At 37.4% G+C, this 22,614-nt stretch carries 24 protein-coding genes, 1 pseudogene and 1 riboswitch; of the genes and pseudogenes, 4 read left to right on the plus strand and 21 right to left on the minus strand.

The genetic code is table 11. From position 1 onward, the window contains the following. Positions 1 to 63: 63 nt before the first annotated feature. Positions 64 to 1,422 (plus strand): MFS transporter, encoded by a 1,359-nt coding sequence (locus LQ203_RS09165; protein WP_230157362.1) that lies wholly within the window; start codon positions 64 to 66, stop codon positions 1,420 to 1,422. 192 nt (positions 1,423 to 1,614) lie between these two features. On the opposite strand, the gene LQ203_RS09170 is transcribed toward LQ203_RS09165, so the two are convergent. The 6 genes from LQ203_RS09170 to LQ203_RS09195 all read right to left on the minus strand — a co-directional run bounded on the left by LQ203_RS09170 (position 1,615) and on the right by LQ203_RS09195 (position 6,962). Next, positions 1,615 to 2,031, minus strand: coding sequence for a DUF3021 domain-containing protein (locus LQ203_RS09170; RefSeq protein WP_230157364.1), 417 nt, complete (start codon positions 2,029 to 2,031; stop codon positions 1,615 to 1,617). After that, on the minus strand, positions 2,031 to 2,486 hold the full coding sequence (locus LQ203_RS09175) for a LytTR family DNA-binding domain-containing protein (protein ID WP_230157366.1): 456 nt from the start codon (positions 2,484 to 2,486) through the stop codon (positions 2,031 to 2,033). Before LQ203_RS09175 ends, LQ203_RS09170 begins: the two co-directional genes overlap by 1 nt. A 225-nt stretch (positions 2,487 to 2,711) precedes the next feature. Then, the gene (locus LQ203_RS09180) at positions 2,712 to 3,197 is read right to left on the minus strand and encodes a PaaI family thioesterase (protein ID WP_230157368.1); all 486 of its coding nucleotides are present in this window, start codon (positions 3,195 to 3,197) and stop codon (positions 2,712 to 2,714) included. 407 nt (positions 3,198 to 3,604) lie between these two features. After that, positions 3,605 to 5,395: a hypothetical protein gene (locus tag LQ203_RS09185; RefSeq protein ID WP_230157370.1), complete on the minus strand. Its 1,791-nt coding sequence runs from the start codon at positions 5,393 to 5,395 to the stop codon at positions 3,605 to 3,607. A 38-nt stretch (positions 5,396 to 5,433) separates the two neighbouring features. Continuing rightward, complete coding sequence (locus tag LQ203_RS09190) at positions 5,434 to 5,757, minus strand: hypothetical protein (protein ID WP_230157372.1); 324 nt, start codon at positions 5,755 to 5,757, stop codon at positions 5,434 to 5,436. Between the two features lie 20 nt (positions 5,758 to 5,777). Beyond that, positions 5,778 to 6,962: a glycosyltransferase family 4 protein gene (locus LQ203_RS09195; RefSeq protein ID WP_230157374.1), complete on the minus strand. Its 1,185-nt coding sequence runs from the start codon at positions 6,960 to 6,962 to the stop codon at positions 5,778 to 5,780. A 498-nt stretch (positions 6,963 to 7,460) separates the two neighbouring features. Here LQ203_RS09195 and LQ203_RS09200 point away from each other — a divergent pair, with 498 nt between their 5' ends. Beyond that, complete coding sequence (locus LQ203_RS09200) at positions 7,461 to 8,315, plus strand: DUF4915 domain-containing protein (protein WP_230157376.1); 855 nt, start codon at positions 7,461 to 7,463, stop codon at positions 8,313 to 8,315. A gap of 451 nt (positions 8,316 to 8,766) precedes the next feature. Here the strand turns inward: LQ203_RS09200 and LQ203_RS09205 are convergent, their stop codons facing one another. From LQ203_RS09205 to LQ203_RS09235, 7 genes are all read right to left on the minus strand, one after another. After that, a complete protein-coding gene (locus tag LQ203_RS09205; RefSeq protein ID WP_356714177.1) occupies positions 8,767 to 8,991 on the minus strand; it encodes a GNAT family N-acetyltransferase in 225 nt (74 codons plus the stop codon). Positions 8,992 to 9,056: 65 nt separating this feature from the next. Next, complete coding sequence (locus tag LQ203_RS09210) at positions 9,057 to 9,248, minus strand: hypothetical protein (protein ID WP_230157378.1); 192 nt, start codon at positions 9,246 to 9,248, stop codon at positions 9,057 to 9,059. A 215-nt stretch (positions 9,249 to 9,463) separates the two neighbouring features. Continuing rightward, positions 9,464 to 10,021 carry a YdhK family protein gene (locus tag LQ203_RS09215; RefSeq protein WP_230157379.1) on the minus strand — a complete coding sequence of 186 codons (558 nt, stop codon included), beginning with the start codon at positions 10,019 to 10,021 and terminating at the stop codon, positions 9,464 to 9,466. Between the two features lie 214 nt (positions 10,022 to 10,235). Further along, a complete protein-coding gene (locus tag LQ203_RS09220) occupies positions 10,236 to 10,373 on the minus strand; it encodes an anti-repressor SinI family protein (RefSeq protein ID WP_230157380.1) in 138 nt (45 codons plus the stop codon). A gap of 522 nt (positions 10,374 to 10,895) precedes the next feature. Continuing rightward, positions 10,896 to 11,522 (minus strand): hypothetical protein, encoded by a 627-nt coding sequence (locus LQ203_RS09225; RefSeq protein ID WP_230157381.1) that lies wholly within the window; start codon positions 11,520 to 11,522, stop codon positions 10,896 to 10,898. A 65-nt stretch (positions 11,523 to 11,587) separates the two neighbouring features. After that, positions 11,588 to 11,824, minus strand: a complete 237-nt coding sequence (locus LQ203_RS09230) for a hypothetical protein (protein ID WP_230157382.1) — start codon at positions 11,822 to 11,824, stop codon at positions 11,588 to 11,590. Positions 11,825 to 12,057: 233 nt separating this feature from the next. Then, positions 12,058 to 12,825 (minus strand): arylamine N-acetyltransferase, encoded by a 768-nt coding sequence (locus LQ203_RS09235; RefSeq protein ID WP_230157387.1) that lies wholly within the window; start codon positions 12,823 to 12,825, stop codon positions 12,058 to 12,060. Positions 12,826 to 13,368: 543 nt separating this feature from the next. On the opposite strand from LQ203_RS09235, the gene LQ203_RS09240 reads away from it, so the two are divergent. Further along, a complete protein-coding gene (locus LQ203_RS09240) occupies positions 13,369 to 13,734 on the plus strand; it encodes a carboxymuconolactone decarboxylase family protein (protein ID WP_230157388.1) in 366 nt (121 codons plus the stop codon). Positions 13,735 to 13,876: 142 nt separating this feature from the next. Here LQ203_RS09240 and LQ203_RS09245 read toward each other — a convergent pair whose 3' ends face one another. The 8 genes and pseudogenes from LQ203_RS09245 to LQ203_RS09280 all read right to left on the minus strand — a co-directional run bounded on the left by LQ203_RS09245 (position 13,877) and on the right by LQ203_RS09280 (position 20,891). After that, on the minus strand, positions 13,877 to 14,047 hold the full coding sequence (locus LQ203_RS09245) for a hypothetical protein (RefSeq protein ID WP_230157389.1): 171 nt from the start codon (positions 14,045 to 14,047) through the stop codon (positions 13,877 to 13,879). 22 nt (positions 14,048 to 14,069) lie between these two features. Next, positions 14,070 to 15,851 carry a phosphomethylpyrimidine synthase ThiC gene (gene thiC, locus LQ203_RS09250; RefSeq protein WP_230157390.1) on the minus strand — a complete coding sequence of 594 codons (1,782 nt, stop codon included), beginning with the start codon at positions 15,849 to 15,851 and terminating at the stop codon, positions 14,070 to 14,072. Positions 15,852 to 15,986: 135 nt separating this feature from the next. After that, a riboswitch (TPP riboswitch) is annotated at positions 15,987 to 16,102 on the minus strand. A gap of 115 nt (positions 16,103 to 16,217) precedes the next feature. Next, entirely contained in the window at positions 16,218 to 17,006 is a 789-nt protein-coding gene (locus LQ203_RS09255; RefSeq protein WP_230157392.1) for an HAD family hydrolase, read from the minus strand. Between the two features lie 171 nt (positions 17,007 to 17,177). Next, complete coding sequence (locus LQ203_RS09260; protein ID WP_230157394.1) at positions 17,178 to 17,711, minus strand: histidine phosphatase family protein; 534 nt, start codon at positions 17,709 to 17,711, stop codon at positions 17,178 to 17,180. Between the two features lie 360 nt (positions 17,712 to 18,071). Continuing rightward, positions 18,072 to 18,530 (minus strand): hypothetical protein, encoded by a 459-nt coding sequence (locus LQ203_RS09265; protein WP_230157396.1) that lies wholly within the window; start codon positions 18,528 to 18,530, stop codon positions 18,072 to 18,074. Between the two features lie 345 nt (positions 18,531 to 18,875). Then, entirely contained in the window at positions 18,876 to 19,283 is a 408-nt protein-coding gene (locus LQ203_RS09270) for an SRPBCC domain-containing protein (protein WP_230157398.1), read from the minus strand. Between the two features lie 375 nt (positions 19,284 to 19,658). Then, positions 19,659 to 19,829 (minus strand): annotated as a pseudogene (locus LQ203_RS09275) (glutathione-dependent formaldehyde dehydrogenase); the annotation flags it as partial. A gap of 129 nt (positions 19,830 to 19,958) precedes the next feature. Beyond that, on the minus strand, positions 19,959 to 20,891 hold the full coding sequence (locus LQ203_RS09280; RefSeq protein WP_230157400.1) for a glycerophosphodiester phosphodiesterase: 933 nt from the start codon (positions 20,889 to 20,891) through the stop codon (positions 19,959 to 19,961). A 459-nt stretch (positions 20,892 to 21,350) separates the two neighbouring features. Here LQ203_RS09280 and LQ203_RS09285 point away from each other — a divergent pair, with 459 nt between their 5' ends. Then, positions 21,351 to 22,514, plus strand: coding sequence for a HAMP domain-containing sensor histidine kinase (locus LQ203_RS09285; RefSeq protein WP_230157402.1), 1,164 nt, complete (start codon positions 21,351 to 21,353; stop codon positions 22,512 to 22,514). Positions 22,515 to 22,614 lie beyond the last annotated feature (100 nt).

Consider the following 22,614-nt stretch of genomic DNA (forward strand, 5'->3'; position numbering starts at 1 on the left):
TACACCTTTTTTCATCTACAAGTAACCGTCGAGGTTTAGCAGCATCAATCAGGAGGAGATTCAATGGAAAATAAGAATGTAGCACGTAATGATAATGTCGGTAGCCATACAATTAAATTAGATGATGCACCATTAAATAAATTCCATATTAAAATTGCAGGACTTACGTTCGGGGCACATTTCACTGACGGATATATTTTAGGGATCATTGCATTTGCGCTATCCCTGCTGACACCGCAAATGGATTTAACTCCACTTTGGATAGGATTAATCGGAAGTTCTGCTTTAATAGGGCTTTTTCTAGGCAGTTTGGTATTAGGATGGGTATCTGATTATGTTGGAAGGCAAAAAATATTTGTCTTTAGTTTCGTCCTCATTACCACGGCATCCATTTTACAGTTTTTCGCAGACAGCCCCACAGAGCTTGTATTATATAGAATTTTACTTGGAATTGGGCTTGGAGGCGACTATAGCGTAGGACACACGATGTTAGCTGAATTTTCACCGCGTAAACATCGGGGTGTTTTATTAGGATCATTCAGTGTAGTCTGGACGTTTGGCTACGTAGTGGCAAACTTGATCGGTATTCTTGCGGTTGACTCCGCTCCGGACGCTTGGCGGTGGATGCTTGCTTCATCTGCGATTCCAGCTGTCATCATTTTGGTTTTGCGAATGGGTACACCTGAGTCACCTAGATGGCTAATTAGTAAAGGCAGGGTTAAAGAAGCCAGGGAAATTGTCAAGAAACATGTCGGTCCCAATATAGTGCTTGATGATGAAAAACCTGTACAAACGAATAGCAGTTTTGCCACTTTATTCAGTAAAGATATAAGAAAACGCACGGCTTTCAATTGTATATTTTTCGTTTGTCTCGTTATCCCCTACTTCGCCATTTACACCTTTTTGCCAAGCATTCTAGATGCAATCGGACTGAGTGAAGGTTATGGAACCGATTTTCTATTAAATGGGCTGCTCATTATAGGTGCCCTTTTAGGTATTTGGTTTACGGTTAAATTTACTCGCCGAGGATTTTTGATCAGCTCATTCGTGATATTGATCGTCGCTCTTACTCTTTTAAGTGTTTTACCTAGCAGTGCAACAGTATTAATGATTCTTTCCTTTGCCATCTTCACCTTGATTATGTCTGCTGTTAGCAACTTGGTTGGCGTATTTCCAGCCGAAAGCTTTCCAACAGAGATTCGATCTTCCGGCGTTGGACTTGCGACAGCCATAAGCAGATTAGGATCAGCAATCGGTACGTTCCTACTTCCAATTGGTATTGCAAGTATTGGAATTCAATTTACCATGCTCTGTCTCACAGGTGTACTTATTATTGGAGCAATTGTATCAATGGCTTGGGCTCCTGAAACTAAATCACTATCACTTAGTGAAGCAAGTAATAGTGGAAAGACCAATTCATAAGTATATAAACAACCTTTCCAACCAGGCATCAGCTGATTTTTTCGCTGGGCCTGGTTCTTTTTCTTCTATTAAAGCTACAGCACCTTTCCTTCATTCTCTATTTAGAGGCATTTCGTTGATCATATTTTCTATGCATTTGCTATCTGAAACGCTCTACCTCTCTTACCTAAAAAAATTACTGGCCATTCCCCCTCAGTTCCCTCTTTTATCAAGTCCATCATTCAATATTTTCACTTGATAGCGGAAATAGAGATAGAAAATGAACCAGATGATCATATAGAATGGCACGAAAATCGCTATTCCAGTCATTAATCCTTTTGCACTGAATGGAATCCAACCAACAAAAAAAGATAGCAGGAAGTATAGGATACTGACAGTCAGGAAGTGCAGGATGGTCTGAAATAATAAGCTCCATTTATCCATTTCGAATAAAATGGTTGCTGTGCTGAAAAACCAGCCACATATTAGGCATCCTATCGCATTTTTCACGAATATTCCACTGTCTAATGATGGGACCTCCCCAAAGCCAATGACCCCAAAACACGTCAACACCATCACGAGTGCACCAAAGCAAATCCCTACAAAGCTACGGAATAAAAGTGTTTTCATCATAATCCCTTCCTTTTCCATTGAAATGCTTTCTTGATTCCTTGAACATAGTGCCGAGAAACATATTCTTTTTCTCCCGATCGGAAATACACACATAACGTCCCGTTGAAAGATGCCTCAAATCTGCTTAACTCATCAAGGTTGGCTATCACTGACTTGGATAATCGAACGAACTGATTACCAGGAAGATCCCTTTCAAGCTCATATAATCTTTCTTTCATTTCGAAAGTCCCCTGTTTCGTTCGTACCATTATGGAATCCTGCTCTGTGAACAAACAGATTATTTCTTCTGGCCGGAAAACATGCTGCATCTCTCCTTTCTTGCCAACAAAATACGGTCTTTTCCTCTCTTTTAAGCGCTCCATCAGTTCCTGGACTTCTTCATTCCATTCATGATTTCGGATAAGCACCTCTATCGCTTGGACCTCCTCATCTATCTCTACCTGTATTTTCATCTTTGCGACCTCCCTTTGCTTATAGTTTAAGTATATTGAAAAACTGGAATTTCGCTTGTAATTTCCAGCCACATGTTACTAAACAGCTCTAACTTGTTTGAAATGAGCACTCAAATACACTAAATAACCGTCCAGATAGCTGGACGGTCCCTTGTCTTTTCAATATGAAAAACCTTAATGCATACGATGGATGCGTTTACACCTTTACCTTTTTTACAGTTACATTTACTTCTTAGTTGTAAAAGTACTTGGCATCACCACAGCAACAACTTCTCCACGAGCACAAAGTGTATCATTTGCAAATACCTCTGTTTCAACTTTCCACTTTTTAGGATGAATCTCTTGAATCTTCCCAATCGCTATTAATGGAACATCATTTGGGGTTGGCCTTACAAATTCCACTTTTAATGAAGCAGTTACAAACCTGGGTGGCTCGACACCATCCCCAACTTCATGCCCATTTTTCCGATGCAATGCAATAGCGGCAGAACCTGTTCCGTGACAATCAATTAATGATGCAATTATACCGCCATAAACGAAGCCTGGAATCGCTATATGTTCTGGGAGTGGCGTATAAATTGTCCTTGTTTGTTCTCCTTGCCAACCTGTTCGAAAATGATGACCCTCTTTATTTAATCGACCGCATCCATAACACCATGCAAATGCATCTGGATAATCATCTTGAATCGCTTTTAGCACTTTCTCCTCCATCATTTCTCCCCCTTAATTTTCTAAAGTATTTGGTGATTCAGTGAGTATTAATACTATGTACATCCATTCTTCTTGAATGGCAATGAACTTCAAGTGTGTTACACTTTTCTTAGCTAAATCCGTATAAATTTCTTCAATCTCATGTCCAATTCCCCTAAGGAATATAAGGTTTCAGTATCTGGATTCCAGCTGGTTTAGCAACTCTGAAATGAATTCCAATCCTCTATCTTTGCTTTTTCAATCCCCATAATTCATCTCTAAATATAATCGATATATATTTTATTCTATTTCTTTAGTGAATTATCCTGCTGACAAAAGCCCCTGAACGCTCAATAGCATTCAGGGGCTTTTGTCTGGAAAAGAGTTGATTTTGATTTTAATAGGTATGCTGAAGTCTTCCCCTCTTGTTAAAAATTAAGCCTTTTTCTTAAATCCCAATATTTAAATGTCATCTTACCCATTTTTGACTTCGAAAGTGAATCGTATTTACGTCCAATCGCCAGGTTTTGTTTTTCTAACTTGCTCATTTGTTTAAGTTGCACTGCGTTCAATTTTTTTAATTGCTTTACTTCTTTAACCAATTCTTTGTTTTTCACTTTTATTTCATTGTTTTTATTATCGACAATTATCCGTTCTTTCAATGGAATTTCCATGTCTTTTGGTCTTAATTTCGGACTGCTATTTGTTTCAAATCCTATAGTTTTTAGATATGGCAAGTTATTTTGAAAATTTTGTTCAAAACTTTGATCACTTTTATGGATTTGTAGGAAAGTGAAGCATCCTGCTTTTTCTGCTTGAATGATTTGACCAAAGCCAGATAGTTTGACTAGTTTTTCTACTTTTTTTAATTCTTCAGGCATGTTATTAAAAATATAGTTGAAAACTTCTTCGTCATGTAAATCTGCAGGCAATTTTTTTACCTGATGTGATCGTACATGCTTATTCAGCTCATAAAAGTCATCTTCATCCATATAATACACGTTTCCACTTTCATCTAAATAATCAGTAATATGCCTGCTCCATAATAGCCCTTGCAGTTTTTTTATTGCTTCCGAAAACAAAAACTGCCTGCTAACATGATACATTCGTTTGGCTGCAAACTCATATATATCCTTATTGCATAAAGCTAATTTGACTGCATCACGGAAATCCTTCTCTGTAACTGCATATAACGGGTAATCTTCGCCAAAAAGCTTTACATGCATTTTGGTTGGATTCATTATTACGGCCTTTCTTAAAATTCCGTATTCCAATAGCTTCGTGGACAGTTCCAGACTGCTGTCCATTTCCTCACTTCTCCAGGTTATCCCAACATCACTGTTCACGATTAATTGTTGTGCGTCCTCCCTGGTCAATGCCCCGTACCAGTCAAGCCCTTCTGTATTTTCCAGGAGATATTTAGCTTCTTCTTTAAACTGAGAATCACCTTGAACCCATTTGAATTTATCCCCGGCAACATTAAGTGAAAGTTTCGGAATCTCGCGTTTTAATTCTTTAAAAGCCGTAATGATAGGAATCGTCTTCCAATCAGGATCAAACTTCCCTGTATATACGAGTTTATGTTTTAACTTGGCGTCCCCTCCTGCTGATTCAACGTTTGGTATCATCGGGGTAAGCAGGGAAACTTTGTTTTTTTCTTTATCTAAATTAAGAATCTCGATGACAAATTCGCACATCTCTTCTGTTTGACATAAGAAATAGGCACATTGATTGTATATATTTTTGATGCTCTCAAACTTTTCTCCATTAACATCCTGACCTATATGAGTCAATCCTGTAGCATACACTAATGTATTCCTTATGATATGCTTATGCCTTGCTATTTTTTCAACAGTTTCAATGCTTCTTACAAATAGCCAATCATATTCATTTTGGCTCCAATAATGAGAAATGAGCATTTCAGCAATATCAAAATTCATCACACCTTTTTTTACCCATTCTTCATCGGTGGCATTAAAAAAAGGATCAACAAATGGATTAAGAATCTTTATATTGTCACATTTCTCAAGAGGACGAATTAATATATCTCGCTTAACTGGACTAGCTAAAAGTAAGTCTATCTCGATATTGGAATCTAACGCAAGAGTCGAAGCTAAGGAAGATAAAAATACTGCAGAACCATCCATTGAATTCATGTCAATAAAGCCAAATAGAAGCACCTTCATTTTTCTGTTTTGCACTAATTCATGTGAACTCAAAAGTATTCACTCCAATGATTGAAATGTTATATGAATTTCTATTTTTTCATTTGTTCTTTCATAGATGATTTGAGTGCAAGGTATTTTAACGTGAATTTCCCTATATAAGTAACGTTGAATTTATGTTCTAATGACTTAAGTCTACGTATCTCTTTGTTCAACTGAATGTTTTCTTTTTGGGCAAACTTACTTTTTTCTAATTCTTCTCGCAACCTAGCATTTTCTTTTGTAAGATTCTCAATGATGTTTTGTTTTTCAGTACCATTGCTTTCTATGAGTTCTAATGTCATGGACATCATGTCTTTCATTTGTAATTCCAGTTCTTCATACATAGTTTTCCAATATTCGTTTCGATCGTCCATATTGAAAAAACTCCCCTCCATTAACCTTGGATTATCTCTAATTCTCTTTTAATAACAACATCTACGGCGCATTTATCTCGAATCGATTGCGATGCTTGTTTTGATACCCTTAAGAATACGTCCGGATTATAATATAAACGTTCTATTGCATCCGCAATTTCAATAGGAGACTCAGGCTTTGTAAGAAGGCCAGAAACATCGTGTTTAACAAATTCCGGGATTGCCGTGATATCCGTTGAAATCGGCACTAGCCCACTGGACATGGCCTCACACATTGAAACCCCTTGAGAGTCCAAACGGGTTGGGCAAAGGAAAATTCCATACTCCTTATGTAGAGCAGCGATTTGCTCTTGTGATATGAAGCCTTTATGAATCGTTACATTCTCAAAATTACATATTGGCTCAACTGTTTGATCGAACAACTTCCCATCACCATAAAAAGCAAATTCCAGTTTATCGAAATAGGGTCTTTTTGAAAGTTCCAGCACAGCTTTCACCGATAAATCATTGGCATATTTTCGAGAAGCGTATGGCCTGATTGAAAGGACTTTTGTCCGCATATCAACTGGCTTTTCTATAAAGGTAAACAGATTATCATCTATTACATTGGGAATGATTACTGAATTTTCCGATTCAGCCCTCGCGTCACATTCCGCTATATGTTCTTTGAACCATTTGGAAATATGAACAAAAGTAGTATTCAGTTCATTCGTTTGATAAAACCAATTCATAAAAGAAAGCTGTGCTACATAATAGTCGTCCGCCATTTCAAGTATCTTTCGTAAGCTTTCAGGGCTTTCAAGAAAATTAAACCATCTTCTATGCCAAGCCTCCGTTTCAAATCCATGTATCCATGTAATAATCGGTAAATCTTTGCTTGTTTCTTTTATCGCTTGTACCATTGTAGAATTAACAAAATGAATGAGCGCTTTTTTATGTACTTTATGATTTAAGAACATGCGCAGATGCTGTTCAGTTCCTCGATAAACAGGCACATCTTCATAGGTATACTTTTCTGCTTTTTTATAAGCAGGATGTAAAACAAAGACATCAATCTTCAAACCCTCTGCTTGATAAGCCTTGACTCTTCGGTGGATAAACCCATTCCGATATAACTGCTTTTCATGTGGATAAGCATTCGTAATGATTACATATCTATCTTTTTCGCTAAATGTAAGATCATTTAGGTTTATAGATTGCTCCATTTTTGTTCACTCCTACTTTTTTCAGTCATCTTCAATCAGCCTGCTTATTCATCTGTAAATAAAGGATTTATAAGACATCTTTCCCAAGTCCATTCTCCTTTTAAAACTGTGAATCGATTATAACAAACATGTATTACTGAATATTGACATCAATACGAGAAGTATGTAAATAAAAGTAAAGTTTTCATGAACTTTTATATATTTTTGTATAGGAAATGGGCAATATAGAACCTATTTTTAAAAATTATTTCAAGTATGGGAATATTTCAAGCATTTACCTTAATAGAGGATGATAATCTTAACAAAAAAAGAAAGAACGATCCATATTAACGGAACCGTCCTCGTACATATAATCTATTGTATTTTTTGTGAACTGAACAACCTTTATAAACTGGTATAAAAAGTCCACTATTTTCCTACATAGCTTGTCTATACCATGACAAAAAAAATTCATACTATATTAAAAAGGAATTATCCATAAAGGTGGTTTGACCTTACATGATACCCATAGACGATTGTAAATTATTAATTTCATGCTGCAATCATAAAGGTGGTCTTTATTTAGTCCAAATAATACAACAACAATATGAAATAATAAAGGTTTTACATGTTGGATGCACAGGTATTACTAAATACGGCAGCTCTTTCGTCGTAATTTCAAATTCTCATGGAATCTTTATTTTGGATGAAAACTTAAAGGTTATAAAAAATAAAGTATTATCTACAGAATTAGATTTACATGGTATAGCAATAGACAACGATAAAGCTTATATTGTTGAAACCAAAACTAACTCAATTGGTATTTATGATTTAAAGAACGATTTGGAAAGAATGGATGAAATTAGATTTTCACCGAAAAATGACGATGTTTCCCACGTCAACGATTTGTATATAGTAAATGACACGTTACATGTATCAATGTTTTCAAATCCTCAAAGGAAAAAATTGACCTCTTTCGGAAGCTATTTCCCTCCTAAAACAATCCGCCCAGGTGTGATTCTAGAATATTCTTTACAGGAAAGAAAAGTGGTTAAGATTTGTCATGATAAATTATTTCAACCTCACAGTGTACTACATCATGATAATAACCTGTATTATTGTGTTTCAGGTGAGTTCCTAGTAAAAAGAAATGAGGAAGATATTTTTAAAGGCCTTGGTTATACTCGCGGTTTAGCAGTTAAGAATCAAACGATGTTTATCGGCCAAAGTGAGAGTAGACACATATCGATATTATTAAAAAAACATACGAACGTATTGCTAGATTGCGGGATTTATGTTCATGACATCTCTACGAAACTTTCATCTTTTATCCATATTCCGTCTGAAGAAATTTATGGAATATTGGTTATTTGAAAACCTGCCCCCCTTAGCTGTATAAAAAAAACGGAGCTTAAAGAACTATGTTTTTTCCTTTGGCAGCATTGTCTTCAATAATTACGCACAATAAAGGAGTTTTCAGCCCATATCATTTCTTTCGAGCAGGGGACTTTTCGGTGAATGGATAACTGTGACTCTCATTGTCTTTGAGACGATTTGGGGAAAACTCTCCGGCATGATAGGTTTGGATTTTAAAAAAAAGGCATCTTTAAGATGCTTATTTCAGACGGTAGACAAACTTAAATCGAGTTTGTCTACCGTCTTTTTGAGGGATTGTAAGAATTCGAACGTTGGTTGGAACATAGGGCACTCGCTTTCCGCGGGCTGTCCGGGAGCTTTAGTAACAAACCTATTTCATGACAATCAATGAAAGATGCCACGTCTGGATCCTTACCACTATTTATTCCGGAAATTAACTAAAGCTGCCTTAATCCAGAGCATAATGGAAAACCAATTCTTCCCCGTCCTCCCCATTAAATCTGTATCCATTATCAACGAATCCAGCTTTTTTATATAAGTTGATCGCTGGAATATTCGTATGGTGCACCGTTAGAATTATCTCATCTTTATCAGGATGATCTCGTTTGATCATATCAGGCAAGACTTTTAAAGCTTTAAAAGCTAACCCCTTTTTTTGATGACGTGAATCCAATAGAATGATTTTAGAAGAATGGCATGCTCATTACTAGTATATTGATTTCCCGCTTTATCCGTATATCAAGCAAAACAACCAATCAAATCATCATCTACATATATGACCATGGGGAGATTATATTGATCCTTCCTGAAGTCTTCGATAACTTTCATGGGTAAAGAAGTATAGATTGCTTGTTCTATAGGTAAACAATAGTTGTTCAGCGCTGCATAATCTTTTTTCATAAAAGGTCTAATATGTAATCCAGTTACCATACCTTCACCACCATCATTTATAATCTGGACCTCTATCCTCGCTAGAGATTTGTCAAAAATAAACCATTTATCGTAACCAACCCATGATTTTGCTTATGTTTTTCATACCTCTCAACGGATGATTCTATATTAACAGATATTAAAGTTTTACAAAGAAAACATAGTATACAAAAAAGGAATGGCTTGGTTTGCCACTCCTTTTGATTCTTCTTAAATCATTCAGCTGCTGATAACTCACTTTCTGTTACCCATTTATGGTTTTTAACTTCTTCTCCACCATTAGTCGGTGTGAAATCAACCATATAAACAGTCGTTTTCTCAGCTGATTCAATTACAGCGGTTGCATCATTCATCCCTTTCATATGTGAGGCATTTACTATAACCTCCGCTCCAGGCTCAAACGTTTTCTCACCTGCATCTTTAATCTCTTCGTGAATGATCCATTTATGATTTCCCACTTTTTCTCCGCCAGTCGTTGGCGTATACGAAATAGCATATGCAGTCGTATCAAAGGCACCCACTATCGTTGCTTTCGCTCCCTTCATACTTTCCATATGACCTGATTCGATAATCACATGACTTCCAACTTCATAGGTTGGGTTTTCTGCAGCTTTTAAGCCGCTAGGAACATCCCCTGAGCTAGAATGGTCCATGTCCATTTCATGATGTTCCTTTTCTTCTTTATCATCGGTGTTGGAACATGCGCCGAGGACCAAAAGCAGGGCAGCTAATAATGAGAAAATCATCGGGATTTTGGTTCTTTTTTTCATCATCGATAAAACCTCCTTTAACATTTACATCCATCCTACCAATTAATTATGCAGAAATTGTGGAGGACATTCGTGGTCAAAGAACTGGAGCAGATAGTGTTCATCCCACATGTACGATGAGATCAGCTATTACTGGGTATGAAAAAAAGACGAACTTTTCTACATAGAAAAAATCGTCTTTCTTCTCGTTATACCTAATCGAGATGGTCAACAAATGCTACCCGTTATCGCTATTCGACTTTTCTTCCAGAAACTTTTTGAACTCCTCTTTCGTAACATCCGATTTCATTGCCAATGTTACTAATTCAAGCCATTCGTCAGGAAGGTTTCTATCAAAACCCCTTTTTATTTTCAAGTCATCATTCTCCTTCATAGACATTTTTATCCCAATACTTAATTTATCGGCATCCTAAGGAGGAGAGGAGTGTTTTTACTACATTACATTTAAATATAAGATCTCAATGCTTGATTGATAATCAGGGGATTCTCCCATTCTTCCATAGTAAAAACCAGTAAATTATTTGATAAAAAGTGCAAGGTGTGAATGCTATGCTAACGAAAGTGATTTGGCTGGGTAAAAAGAGATGGTTAATTGATAGAGGTTATTTGAAAGTGTCATTTCATGAATTGCCTAAAAAGAAGGACTTGACTTCTTACATCGGATTCCATAATCACCAACCAGTTCCTACGTAGGAAGTCATGACCAATCCCCTCTTCTTCGGAAATGAATTCTACAATTCTATGATAAATTGCAAAAAAATAGCAAAAAATCGGTAAGGTCCCTCCCAAAAGGGGGGATTTTTCATTATGTGATTGAAATTGTGGCTTGTTGGATTCAACTCGTACCGAAAATAGTTTTTGCTACTACTATTAACATCTATTCAGAGGCTTGTGATTGTTCGATTTTACGTATGATATGCGAAAGGTTCTTTGAAGAATGTTCTTTATAATCCCTGCCTATGGACTTGAATAACCCCTTCGCTATCCCCCTTAATAATTCTTTGGTATGCACATCCGAAATGATGGACTTATATGGTAGACTAGATTCAGCTTGTGCCCCACCGATTTTATTAGCTGTTTCCTTAATAAAGTCGATGATTGTAATTTCATGAAGGTTTCCTCCAATAATGGCTTTATAGATAACTTGTTTTCTCCAAATTTTTAAATCGATCCTCTGTTTAGTGTAATCGAAGAGCTCTTCAGGCAGTTCTGCACGACCATCGCTGCTAAATCGAATGGAATCTTTTACTGGGTACAATTTCGGATTAGGATTGATTTTCTTTATCAAGGAATGATCTATGGTGACTTTTTCCCTCTTTATTCGCGTATTTTTCGTTTCACCTAAAATGAGTTTTAACTGCCCGGCAATTATATTATTGAATTCTTCCAATTCAAAGTATTCAACAAGCATAATACTATATTCCAAAATTGTGATGGCTTCATCGAATTTTCGTTTAGTACCATCATTAGATCTGGTAAAAACCAACCTATTCTTCCTTTCCATGACCTTCCCCCCTTTTCATTCATATCTAATATGCAAATAAGGAAAAAACACCCTAATGGATGTTTTTATTTATTAGGTCTAAACTTGATTGGATCCATATTACGATTATCCTTGTCTCCCGTATATTCAATACTAATTACATTAGCTAAGTTGATATGTTTGCCACCTGCTTGCAGCCATGTTGCATTTTGAATTAATTGCAATTTCAGGATACTATCGGCTTCATGCGAATATTGTTCATTCGTTTCTAATTCTTCTGTTTCACCATTCACATAAAAAAATTTATATTTCGCATTACTCATTTTCATCAGCCTCTTTTCAACTCCTTAATTCGACAAGGATTGACCATATTCCTGCTTTCACAAAATCAGATTGCCTTTTTTCGATTTGATTAATGACGTAAATCCCATCATTCAAATCAATAGGTGCCTTTTTAGGTCATCAAGTTGATAAAAAAGCATATCACCTAATCGATACACTACAACATGCCACCATTAAAAGACCGTCAAGGATCTTCGACAGTCTTTGTTGGCTCTTATCTATCAAAATATTGTTTCATTAACTCTTTGAATCGTGTGCCATCTATTTCTTTTTTCGTCATTTTCCCATTTTCCCACTGTGTAAAGGATGTATCGGTTAAAGTGATATTCCCGCTGTTTGTCAGACGTGTGATTAATGGATGTTTGTTAAAAGGCGATTGGGGATTTTCCCTGATGATCGTTTGAATCTCATTCAGTTCCACAACATTCCCTACATGTATGGAAGAATCAAATGCATATCCCATTTTCCAATCGAGATCTTTATGTTTCAGTTTTAATTCAAGGATATGATCCCCATGGTCGGTAACTTCACTTTTTATCCTGAATTCACCATTTCGAGAAATGACAACTTCTCCGTTTAACGGAACCGGTTTTAAAGGTAGATTCCCCCCAAAGCCCGTATCGACCAAATAGGTTTGGCCCTCATGATTCAAAAGAATGGCGACATGGGTCCTGCCTATTGTCATCCATCCTTGATTGTAGATGACACCCCTGACCATGGAAACATCAAAGTCGTTTTCCATCAAGAAAAAATAAAGGGCCGTATTCAATTCATAACATAATCCCCCCTCATTTCTCACGAGGACTTTGTTCATGACATTCTCTTTGTTGATATCACTTAGATGAGATGCCATGATGGATAGGTTTTCAAAAGGAATGGTTCTCGCTGTCTTATCAAGAATTTCATCTAATTTATCAAATGTCAGTTTTTCATGTCCAGTGATTCCTATTCTTTTCCTGAATAATGCATTAAAATCATTCATCACGATTCCCCCCTTAAGCCAGACACAGATGATGAGTATCTTAACTTTGTTTATCTTTATTATACTTTGCAAATTTCATTCTTCAATCATCAGCCGTTACCATTACCGCCATACAGATAAGGGGGTATATCACACTGTTTTATCTTCCCTAATCATTCTAAGGCAGCCTCTCCCATTCATGCACGAAGCAACTTCTGAATCATTCATTTACCTGTAAGATGATTTTACCTAAGTTTTTATTGGCTTCCATCTGTTCATGCGCCCTTTTTTTTTTCAAAAGGGAAGACTCGATCGACTTCTTAAAGACACAAGCGGAGAATGGCGAAATATTAATGTGATGCAGGCGATGTAATCGCCCTTTTACTTATTTGCATACTTTTCCATCAATGATTTAAAGCCACCCGCCCTCGGGAATCACTTGGCCCATTGCAGGAATAGTTCAATGATTACTTTGGTAAACTCCTCTGTTTCTGTTTAATCATACATTATTTAGCTCATACTAATGTTTGATAAAAAAAAATTTAGGACGGAGCTGAATGTAAAATGGAATTTGAAGCTAAGAATTCTACTGAAAATGCTCTTTACGATTATAAAGCTGGGCTTGGTGTCTTTACGGAAAAAATGCCCGATCTCGCTGAGAAATTCAACGCGTTTACGGAAGAGTGCTTTAAAGAGGGTCAATTAACCCAGAAAGAAAAACAGCTTATCGCCCTCGGAATCAGCTTATATTCTCAAGATGAATACTGCATTATCTACCATACTAAAGGATGTCTTGACCAAGGCTGTTCAGAACAGGAAATCCTTGAAGCCATTGGAGTGACCGCAGCATTTGGCGGAGGAGCAACCATGAGTCAGGCCGTAACTCTCGTTCAGGAATGCATCCAGGAAATAAACCAGATGAAACAATAATGTAAGGGATAGGACAGTTTGTCCTATCCCTCTTTATTTGTTCGAAGCCGAAATCAAATGCCATATGTGGAAAAATTACAAACAATCACTTCATCATGGTGACTGGTATCCAATATGACAAACAAAGCAGATTAAGGAATCACTACCATTGCAGGCTTTCGATTAAGTGACACTTTGTGCATTCTTGACTATAATCGGTTTTTACAAATTCATGATTACAATTTTCCCGAAAGATGTATAGCTCTTTTTTCAGCTGATCTAATTGGTTTTCCAACTGTTCCATTTCATCTTTTATCTGGATTACCCGATTCATCGAATTCTCCCTTTCGTCCAAATCATTGATAGATTTTTCCGTCCGTTTTCCTGAATTCATTCGCTTTTTCTTTAAGTCCTTCATCGATTACAGACTCAAAACCGAGACCCTTTTCTTTTGCCAAATCACGGATATCCTGAGAGATTCTCATACTGCAGAATTTAGGTCCGCACATGGAACAGAAATGAGCTGTTTTGGCACCTTCAGCCGGTAAGGTTTCATCGTGATATTCAACCGCCCGTTCAGGATCGAGAGAAAGATTGAATTGATCTCTCCAACGAAACTCGAATCTTGCCTTCGAAAGGGCATCGTCTCGTTTTTGTGCATGCGGATGGCCTTTTGCAAGATCAGCTGCGTGTGCAGCAATCTTATAGGTAATGACCCCTACTCGAACATCCTCTTTATTCGGAAGTCCAAGATGCTCTTTCGGTGTCACATAACAGAGCATCGCCGTACCAAACCAACCAATCATCGCAGCACCGATTGCAGATGTAATATGATCATAGCCAGGAGCTATATCCGTTGTCAAAGGCCCAAGGGTATAGAACGGGGCTTCTTGACAGACTTCCAGCTGCTTATCCATGTTTTCCTTAATCAAATGCATCGGCACGTGACCGGGTCCCTCCACCATGACTTGAACATCATGTTTCCAAGCAATCTTCGTCAGTTCCCCTAGTGTTTCCAATTCTGCAAATTGCGCCTCATCGTTTGCATCTGCAATCGATCCAGGACGAAGGCCATCTCCTAATGAGAAAGAAACATCATATGCCTTCATGATTTCACAAATCTCTTCAAAATGAGTATAAAGGAAGCTTTCTTGGTGGTGGGCCAAACACCATTGAGCCATGATCGATCCCCCTCGGGAAACGATTCCCGTAACCCGCTTTGCCGTTAATGGGATATATCGCAAAAGCACTCCAGCGTGTATGGTGAAGTAATCGACACCTTGCTCGGCCTGCTCGATTAAAGTATCCCGAAAAACTTCCCAATTTAAATCTTCCGCAACTCCATTCACTTTTTCCAATGCTTGATATATAGGAACAGTCCCAACTGGCACAGGAGAATTCCTGATAATCCATTCACGTGTTGTGTGAATATTCTTGCCGGTGGAGAGGTCCATTATGTTGTCGGCTCCCCAACGTGTAGCCCAAGTCATTTTCTCCACTTCATCTTCGATCGATGAACTAACGGCTGAATTTCCAATATTCGCATTTATTTTAACGTGAAAATTACGCCCGATGATCATAGGCTCACTTTCGGGATGGTTAATATTTGCTGGAATGATTGCCCGCCCGCTAGCTACCTCTTCTCTTACAAACTCAGGGGCAACATTTTCCCTGATTGAAATGAACTCCATTTCAGGGGTAATGATTCCTTTACGTGCATAATGGAGCTGGGTTACATTGTGTCCTTTCATTGCACGCAAAGGTTTTCTTTTCAATCCCGGAAAAATATCGGCATTGGATTGTGGCTCCACTTTTCTATAACCGTTATCTTCGGGTTTAATTTCACGTCCTTCATACTCTTCAATATCTTCACGTTCCAGGATCCAGTTGCGTCTAATCGGATCAAGGCCTTTCTGAATATCAATCGGATATTCGGAATCCGTATAGGAACCGCTTGTATCATAAACTCGTAAAGGCGGATTCTCCTCTTCACCGAATGCCCCTGTAGTCGGACTTAACTTAATTTCACGCATAGGTACTTTAATATCAGGTCTAGATCCCTCTACGTACACTTTTTTACTCCCTGCAAAACTGGACATAATTGAAACGTTCATGTCATTTACTGAATTACTCATCATGATTTCATTTCTCCTTTTTAAGTTCATTTAAAAAGGACAAAATCCAATCCATTTCGCACGAAAAAGCCGGATCTCATAATTAAGACCCGGCTAACGTTAGTATGACTACAGAAATGACCAAATGAAATGTCATTGTTAAGTAGATTCTAACTTCCCCACGCTGGTATGAACCAGATCAGGTCCTGAGGGTTAAGAAGCTTTACGCGCTTCTCTCTCAGCCCAACTTATATTGGACACCCCTAGTCTGCATAATTTAATTAATTACAGGGTAACTATATATCACCCTGTTGATTCTGTAAATAATTGCAAAGGCCTATATATTTTAATGAATCCCTCCAAAATTTGTTACTTGGAGGAGACCCATCATTATTTTTCCAGACCTTCAAGGATGGGGAAAAGCTCCTCCAAATGCTTGATTTCATAGGTTGGAAGCACTTCATTCCGTTCCTTATCATGTCGATTTATCCAAACCGACTTTATGCCCACTCGTGATGCCCCAAGGATATCGGTCATTAAATTATCGCCGACCATCAATACTTCATCCTTATCCAGCTCCATGATCTCCAAAGCGTGCTCAAAGATGGAAGCATCCGGTTTACCGCGTCCAAATGCACCTGAAATCACGATTTGGTCGAAATAAGGAACCAGTTCAGGCGTAATTTCAAGTTTAGTATTTTGTAGTTCAGGCGAACCATTCGTCAGCAAAAGCAATTTGTACTTTCCTTTTAATTCATCCAGAACACGGAATGATTCTTCATAGATAAATGGCTTTTTGCGCCTCTCTGCAGGGAAACGTTCTGCCAGTTCAAGCCCAAATTCCGGGTCATCGATCCCTAATGCCTTCAAACCTCTCGTCCACGCCTCTTTCCGATAAGCCGGTGCAATCCCGGCCATCTTCCGGAATTCATCATGATCATCTTGAAAATTTCCCCATAGTCCTTCAAATGGGTTGATTCCGATCATTTGAGTAAATGCATATGTATCGTAAGAAGAGTAAAGCTCACGCGCTTCCTTCCGAACCGCTTCTTCAAACTCATCAACATTTAAACCATATTTTTCACCAGCCACTTCACATGTGGCTACAAAAGCCTCTTTCACACTTTTCTGATCCCAAAGCAATGTATCATCTAAGTCAAAAAAAACTGCCTTCACCAAAATGCACACCCTCTTCCCCTATTATTGATTTCGTTAAAAATTACACTATTACAATAATAAACCACAACCATCGGAAAAAGAATAACTATTCGGAAAATGACTATATCTTTCTTAAGATCATTAAATGTTCAACGTGTACAAGACATACTCTTTTTGTCGGGATATCCTTGATTATCTTTCGAATACATAAAGCCTTCCATTGCTGGCAATCTTGAATTTCGGACCGGCAAACCCCCGTCTTATCAGCTCTTTTCTCATATATACCATGAGGGCGGCATGACTTACGATCAGAACATCCCTTTCCCCCTTTGCAAAGACTTCATCCAATACTTTATTGATCCTTTGCTCTGCGATTTTAATTTCCGCTCTAGTCTGCTTGTTGATCAACGAGCAGCATCGAATCCAGATGGCCCAAAGGATGAATGGCAGCTTCACCTTTCCTTTAAGAGGGGGAGAAGGTATTTCCCGCAGCTCCTCCCTCCGATGAACCGTGCTAGGATAGATATGTTCAGCGGTCTTTACTGCTCTCGACATATCACTGCAATAACATTCCTGCCACTCCTCAGCTCGTAATAAAGTCGTTCCGTAAATTATATCCGCTGCATCATAGTCCATGAACCATTGCTTCATATCATCCGCGGTTACGGATTTCCCGGTTGGGAATTCATGGGCCACCTTAAAATGCCGTACTAAACCAATTTTCATATATTCTCCTTTTTATCTTTTGAGTTATTAATTTCATTTTATTGTTGAGGTGCTTATCCATCTAATTAATTATGTAGAATTATACAAAAGGAAGAAAGTGAAAACTACCAAGATTTCGCATGTCATACCAAAAACCTGTACCCATCATATCCATTAAAAGGATCTAGTCCTGCCTTATGCATGATGTGTCTACCAATCATTTAATTTCAAGTTTTCGTGAAAATATCCAAGCGGTACCCTTTTCTTCACTTTTCCTAACAAACGCAAAAAAAGCAGGGGCAGTATCATGATCCAGACCGATGTAAAATAATTCAAGGATAATGAAAAGGGAGAAAGCATATCGCCTTCTCCCATTATCATTCACCCTATGAATTGAAGGTCTGTTATCGTACATCTTTTCCTGAATTTATATTTCCCGCTCAAATCACTGAATTGATAATCATTAAGGGTTTTTCCCAGCATTTCTTTTAGCTTATCCTCCGTGATGTATGCATCCACTGACTCTCTCCAATTTTCTTTTCCGATTAATTCATCGAACGGAATGACAGTTAAAACTTCATCATAAATCTGGATGCTTTGATCGATGCCAAAACTCCCATAGATACTTCCATTTTCATCAGCAAAGATATGCTCCGATTCCAGATCTTCCACCAATATTTCTACAAATCCCTTTGACTTGATAGGCTTGATGGCAATCTCTGCTTCCGCCTTTACAGGTCCCAATCTCTTATCGACGATCTCTATCGTCAATTGAACTTGAAAGGATGGGTACATTTCCTCAAACCCTTCACAAAGTTCCGCTGCAACATTTCGTACCATCTGAACACCCTCCTTTTGTCACTATCATTATATAATATAAATACTACATTTCCTTACCAAAAACCATTCTTCCTGATACTTTGCATCGTTTCTTATTTAAAGATCAACTTATCTTTTTCGATTCATAAAAAGAACATATTCCTGTAAATTGGATTAGAATATCAGATGGATTTATTCCTGAACTCTCATTCATGCTGCGTTAAACAACGTAAAAGAGCTTGGTTATCGCTCAGTAATTGTTTTAGGACATAAATAAGGCTTTAAAGCTGCTAGCGTAGGAAATAACAAGATAAAATAGAGGATGCCTCAGCAACCTCAAATATTTGAACTAAACAAATATTTTCATTAAATGTAGGGGATTTCCTTTCCCTCTATCAACGCTTTCAAATTTGCTAACGACTGATCGAAGCCTCCCGAATTCATTGTAACTCTTGTTCCATTACTTTCCTCATTCAATACAAAGGACATAAGCAATTGTTGCGAATCCAAGTAAAGGGAGAACTCCTGAAAAATATTTACTTTTATAATCGTTAGGGACATAAGAAGCTTCTCTGTTAGATTATTATGAACACTAGGCATTAAAGTAAAAGTTACCTTCTCCCCTACATTCTGGTTGGGGATTTTCCAAGGAGAACCTGGAACATACCATTGTGAGAGCTTATCCTCATTAGTAATAGCATTCCAAACAGTTTCTTTATCCCCATCTATCAAAATAGAACATATATCTTCTCTATTACCCATAACACCCTCCATTAATTTAATCCAACCAATTGTTATATTTTAACATATCTTATAACGAATACTTATGTGGATATTGTTGGACTTTACTATTAATAAATACAAACCATACATACTCGGCTTCTAAAAAACTTATTTCTTAATCTCCTTCAAAGCATCTGTTTATTTAGGTGTACTCCTATGCTCTTTGCATTTCAACAATTTATTACATATTGTTCCAAATTATTATTCAGCTTAAAAGCCCCACTTAAAAAATGCGAGTGAAACCTATTAGAAGTATCATTATTGATTTGGACGGGAGAAGGGCTAAGAAAAATAAAAAAAACAGCTATGTTGACATTCAACAGTTAGCTGTCTTTTTGTATCCTCTCATGCAATCACATTATGGCTTTACACCACTTTAATGCATTCGTCTTCGTGATCGTTAAAGATTTGATAAGCCTCGCTCGCTTTTTCTAGAGGGACTCTATGGGATATGATTTCAGTCGGATCGAACTCTCCAGCTATGATTTTATCAAAAAGCTTTGGTATATAGCGAATGACCGGTGCCTGTCCCATTTTTTCACTTAAGAGACTAATAATCATATGCACGCCTACATTTCCCAATAATTACATATCACATTCTGATCAACAAAAAAACCTCGGATAACCGAGGCTCACTTTCGGAACACTTTATTTAGTTAATCCTCATCATTTCTCGTTTTTATTGTGTTTATCATGCTTATATTCTGTTAGTACCTCTTTAAAGACATCCGGATAATTCGTAAACAGCCCTGTTGCCCCCCATTCTAGAGCCTTTTTCATATCCGCTCTTTCATTTACGGTATATGGATGGAATTGAAGGTCATGATTTCGGACCATCTCTACATATTGTCCATCCACCTTATTGAAGTTCGGACCAACACCAATGGCATATTCCTTAATCGTATCCAATTCTTCATCAGAAATGGTTGCTTGATTCTTATAGGAAAAAAGCTGCACCAGCGGTAACTTTGGATTCATGTCATGAACCTTCAAAAGGCTTTCTTGACTGAACGATTGAATAAGAACATTTTTGGTACGACCCTTTGAATCTACCATTTTATAATCTTTCAAAACCTTCAGAAGTTCTTCTTCCATTCCTGGATATACATCCGGGGACTTTGTTTCAATATAGTAATTGGCCTGTCTCCCGAATTTCTTGAAGACTTCTTCAAGAGTGGGAACAACTAACCCTTCATAACTCTTTTTTGCCATTTGCGGATATTTTTCATTGAACCATGTACCGGCATCCAGTTTTTTGATTTCGGCCAGCGTTAAATCTTTCACAAGACCCGTACCATTCGTCGTACGATCCACCTTTTCATCATGCATCGCTATCAATCTTCCATCCTTGGTCATCTGAAGATCGATTTCTATGTAATCACCCTTCATTTGTTCTCCCAATTGATAGGAAGGTATGGTATGTTCAGGAGCATAACCAGAAGCCCCCCGATGTGCAATATTCACAATTTTCTTCTCATAAATTGATGAATTCGTATGATTTTCATCGGCAGCAAGGGCCCCCACTGATGTAGCCTGCAAGATAAAGGCCGCACTCATCATACTTAAACCGAATTTCTTCATGCTCAGATTCGTCTTCATTTTCTCTCTCCCCCTCCTGTTATTACCATCATTGTAGAAGGGGAATGTGAATCTACAGCAAATATAATGTAAAGAAACTATATATTTGCTAAAATAGGTACAATAATCCACAAAACGAGATATCCATAGAGTAAATACATAGTTAGTTATACCTATACCGAATTCCTTCGTTCTCACTCTCGTTTGAAAGCTTTTTGACATATGTTTGTTTAATGCAGGAAGGGCATGGTTTAAGTATTTGTCGATTCCGTTCCTTAGTCTCAAGTTGCGTGGAGAAGCCCAATTTGAATATGGAAATAGTGACAATTGATGGAGAAATCTATTTTTTTCTGATTTACAAAAAACTAGGAACAGATTACTATTAAACAAAATAGAATATGAATGTTAAGGGGAATTATGCTAAAAAATTATCAATATTACCAAAACAAACACCGATTTATTATGAGGGGATTCATGGCAATGATATCTTTTATACTATTGGTTGGCATTTCTGTTTCACCAATAAGTTGGAAAGAGAATCCTTATGATATGACATTCCAGGTCATTCTTATATCCGGAATGATAATTTCTTTGCTATTTTTCATTAAAACAGAAGTCAATTTCTATAAAACCCTATTCATTTCCTTAATTACGGTCTATTTATATAGTAAATTTTGGATATTCCCAGATACTGCAATCATGCTAGCTTTTTTTGCCATAGCACCTTTGATTCCTATTTTTCTCTTTGATAAAATTGGATTTTATATTGTTGCTACTTTAAATATCATTTTAGGTCCTGCTTCCATCTTGATCATTGCGCATACGGATCTTCAATACACGTATGAATATGTTGCTATGGATAGTTTCGGCAATACGCTGAATTTCATCGCTATCCAAATCATATTAGTATTCGTATTCATAGGAACCAATAACAGGATGGAATCGACCAATGCATTCCATAAAGAAATTCAACAGGCCAAGCAATTGAATTCAGTTGGACAGCTTGCTGCCACGATTGCGCATGAGATACGGAACCCCATTACCGTCGTGAAGGGGTTTGCCCAGTTATTGGATCAAGAAAAGGAACTGAATGAAACGGAAAAGTTTTACGTACAAACCATGCTTACTGAACTTGAATATACACAGGTAATAATCAACGACTATTTGTCTTTGGCAAAACCACAAACGGATAATGTGCAGGTCATTCCTTTAAATAATGAAATCCAAAAGATTTCCGATCTATTAACCAGTTTTGCCAATCATCGCAACATAGGCTTTCTCCTTGATTTCCGCGAAGATCTGCAAATTAATATGAATCCGATCGAGCTTAAACAAATACTGGTCAATATCATGAAAAATGGGATTGAATCGATGAACAAGCCCGGTTTCATTCAGGTGGAAACAGAGCAGGAACGCAATATGGCAAAAATACGAATAACGGATACAGGTATCGGCCTTTCCAAAGCTCAGCTTGAAATACTCGGCACTCCCTTTTATTCACTTAAAGAGAGGGGAACTGGTATCGGTCTGACCGTTTGTTATACGATCGTTCAAAAATACAAAGGGAAAATCGTGGTGCAAAGTGAATTGAACAAAGGAACGTCCTTCACCATTTATTTGCCCTTATATAAAGAAAAGCAATAAACAAAAAAAGGATGACCACCATCACCGGCGGTCATCCTTTTCAATTAGGCTTTAAGCTACCTTGCCCTTTTCTAAAACGCGGACAAACGGGTCAGAGAAA

It is taken from the genome of Peribacillus sp. Bi96, assembly GCF_918698115.1.
Lineage (GTDB): Bacteria > Bacillota > Bacilli > Bacillales > DSM-1321 > Peribacillus.

Excerpts from the sequence above, each read along its gene's own strand:
- LQ203_RS09165 (WP_230157362.1), top strand. The coding sequence starts at position 64 with ATGGAAAATAAGAATGTAGCACGTAATGATAATGTCGGTAGCCATACA.
- LQ203_RS09170 (WP_230157364.1), bottom strand. The coding sequence starts at position 2,031 with ATGAAAACACTTTTATTCCGTAGCTTTGTAGGGATTTGCTTTGGTGCA.
- LQ203_RS09175 (WP_230157366.1), bottom strand. The coding sequence starts at position 2,486 with ATGAAAATACAGGTAGAGATAGATGAGGAGGTCCAAGCGATAGAGGTG.
- LQ203_RS09180 (WP_230157368.1), bottom strand. The coding sequence starts at position 3,197 with ATGGAGGAGAAAGTGCTAAAAGCGATTCAAGATGATTATCCAGATGCA.
- LQ203_RS09190 (WP_230157372.1), bottom strand. The coding sequence starts at position 5,757 with ATGGACGATCGAAACGAATATTGGAAAACTATGTATGAAGAACTGGAA.
- LQ203_RS09195 (WP_230157374.1), bottom strand. The coding sequence starts at position 6,962 with ATGGAGCAATCTATAAACCTAAATGATCTTACATTTAGCGAAAAAGAT.
- LQ203_RS09200 (WP_230157376.1), top strand. The coding sequence starts at position 7,461 with ATGATACCCATAGACGATTGTAAATTATTAATTTCATGCTGCAATCAT.
- LQ203_RS09210 (WP_230157378.1), bottom strand. The coding sequence starts at position 9,248 with ATGGTAACTGGATTACATATTAGACCTTTTATGAAAAAAGATTATGCA.
- LQ203_RS09215 (WP_230157379.1), bottom strand. The coding sequence starts at position 10,021 with ATGATGAAAAAAAGAACCAAAATCCCGATGATTTTCTCATTATTAGCT.
- LQ203_RS09225 (WP_230157381.1), bottom strand. The coding sequence starts at position 11,522 with ATGGAAAGGAAGAATAGGTTGGTTTTTACCAGATCTAATGATGGTACT.
- LQ203_RS09230 (WP_230157382.1), bottom strand. The coding sequence starts at position 11,824 with ATGAGTAATGCGAAATATAAATTTTTTTATGTGAATGGTGAAACAGAA.
- LQ203_RS09235 (WP_230157387.1), bottom strand. The coding sequence starts at position 12,825 with ATGAATGATTTTAATGCATTATTCAGGAAAAGAATAGGAATCACTGGA.
- LQ203_RS09240 (WP_230157388.1), top strand. The coding sequence starts at position 13,369 with ATGGAATTTGAAGCTAAGAATTCTACTGAAAATGCTCTTTACGATTAT.
- LQ203_RS09245 (WP_230157389.1), bottom strand. The coding sequence starts at position 14,047 with ATGAATCGGGTAATCCAGATAAAAGATGAAATGGAACAGTTGGAAAAC.
- thiC (WP_230157390.1), bottom strand. The coding sequence starts at position 15,851 with ATGATGAGTAATTCAGTAAATGACATGAACGTTTCAATTATGTCCAGT.
- LQ203_RS09260 (WP_230157394.1), bottom strand. The coding sequence starts at position 17,711 with ATGAAAATTGGTTTAGTACGGCATTTTAAGGTGGCCCATGAATTCCCA.
- LQ203_RS09265 (WP_230157396.1), bottom strand. The coding sequence starts at position 18,530 with ATGGTACGAAATGTTGCAGCGGAACTTTGTGAAGGGTTTGAGGAAATG.
- LQ203_RS09270 (WP_230157398.1), bottom strand. The coding sequence starts at position 19,283 with ATGGAGGGTGTTATGGGTAATAGAGAAGATATATGTTCTATTTTGATA.
- LQ203_RS09280 (WP_230157400.1), bottom strand. The coding sequence starts at position 20,891 with ATGAAGACGAATCTGAGCATGAAGAAATTCGGTTTAAGTATGATGAGT.
- LQ203_RS09285 (WP_230157402.1), top strand. The coding sequence starts at position 21,351 with ATGATATCTTTTATACTATTGGTTGGCATTTCTGTTTCACCAATAAGT.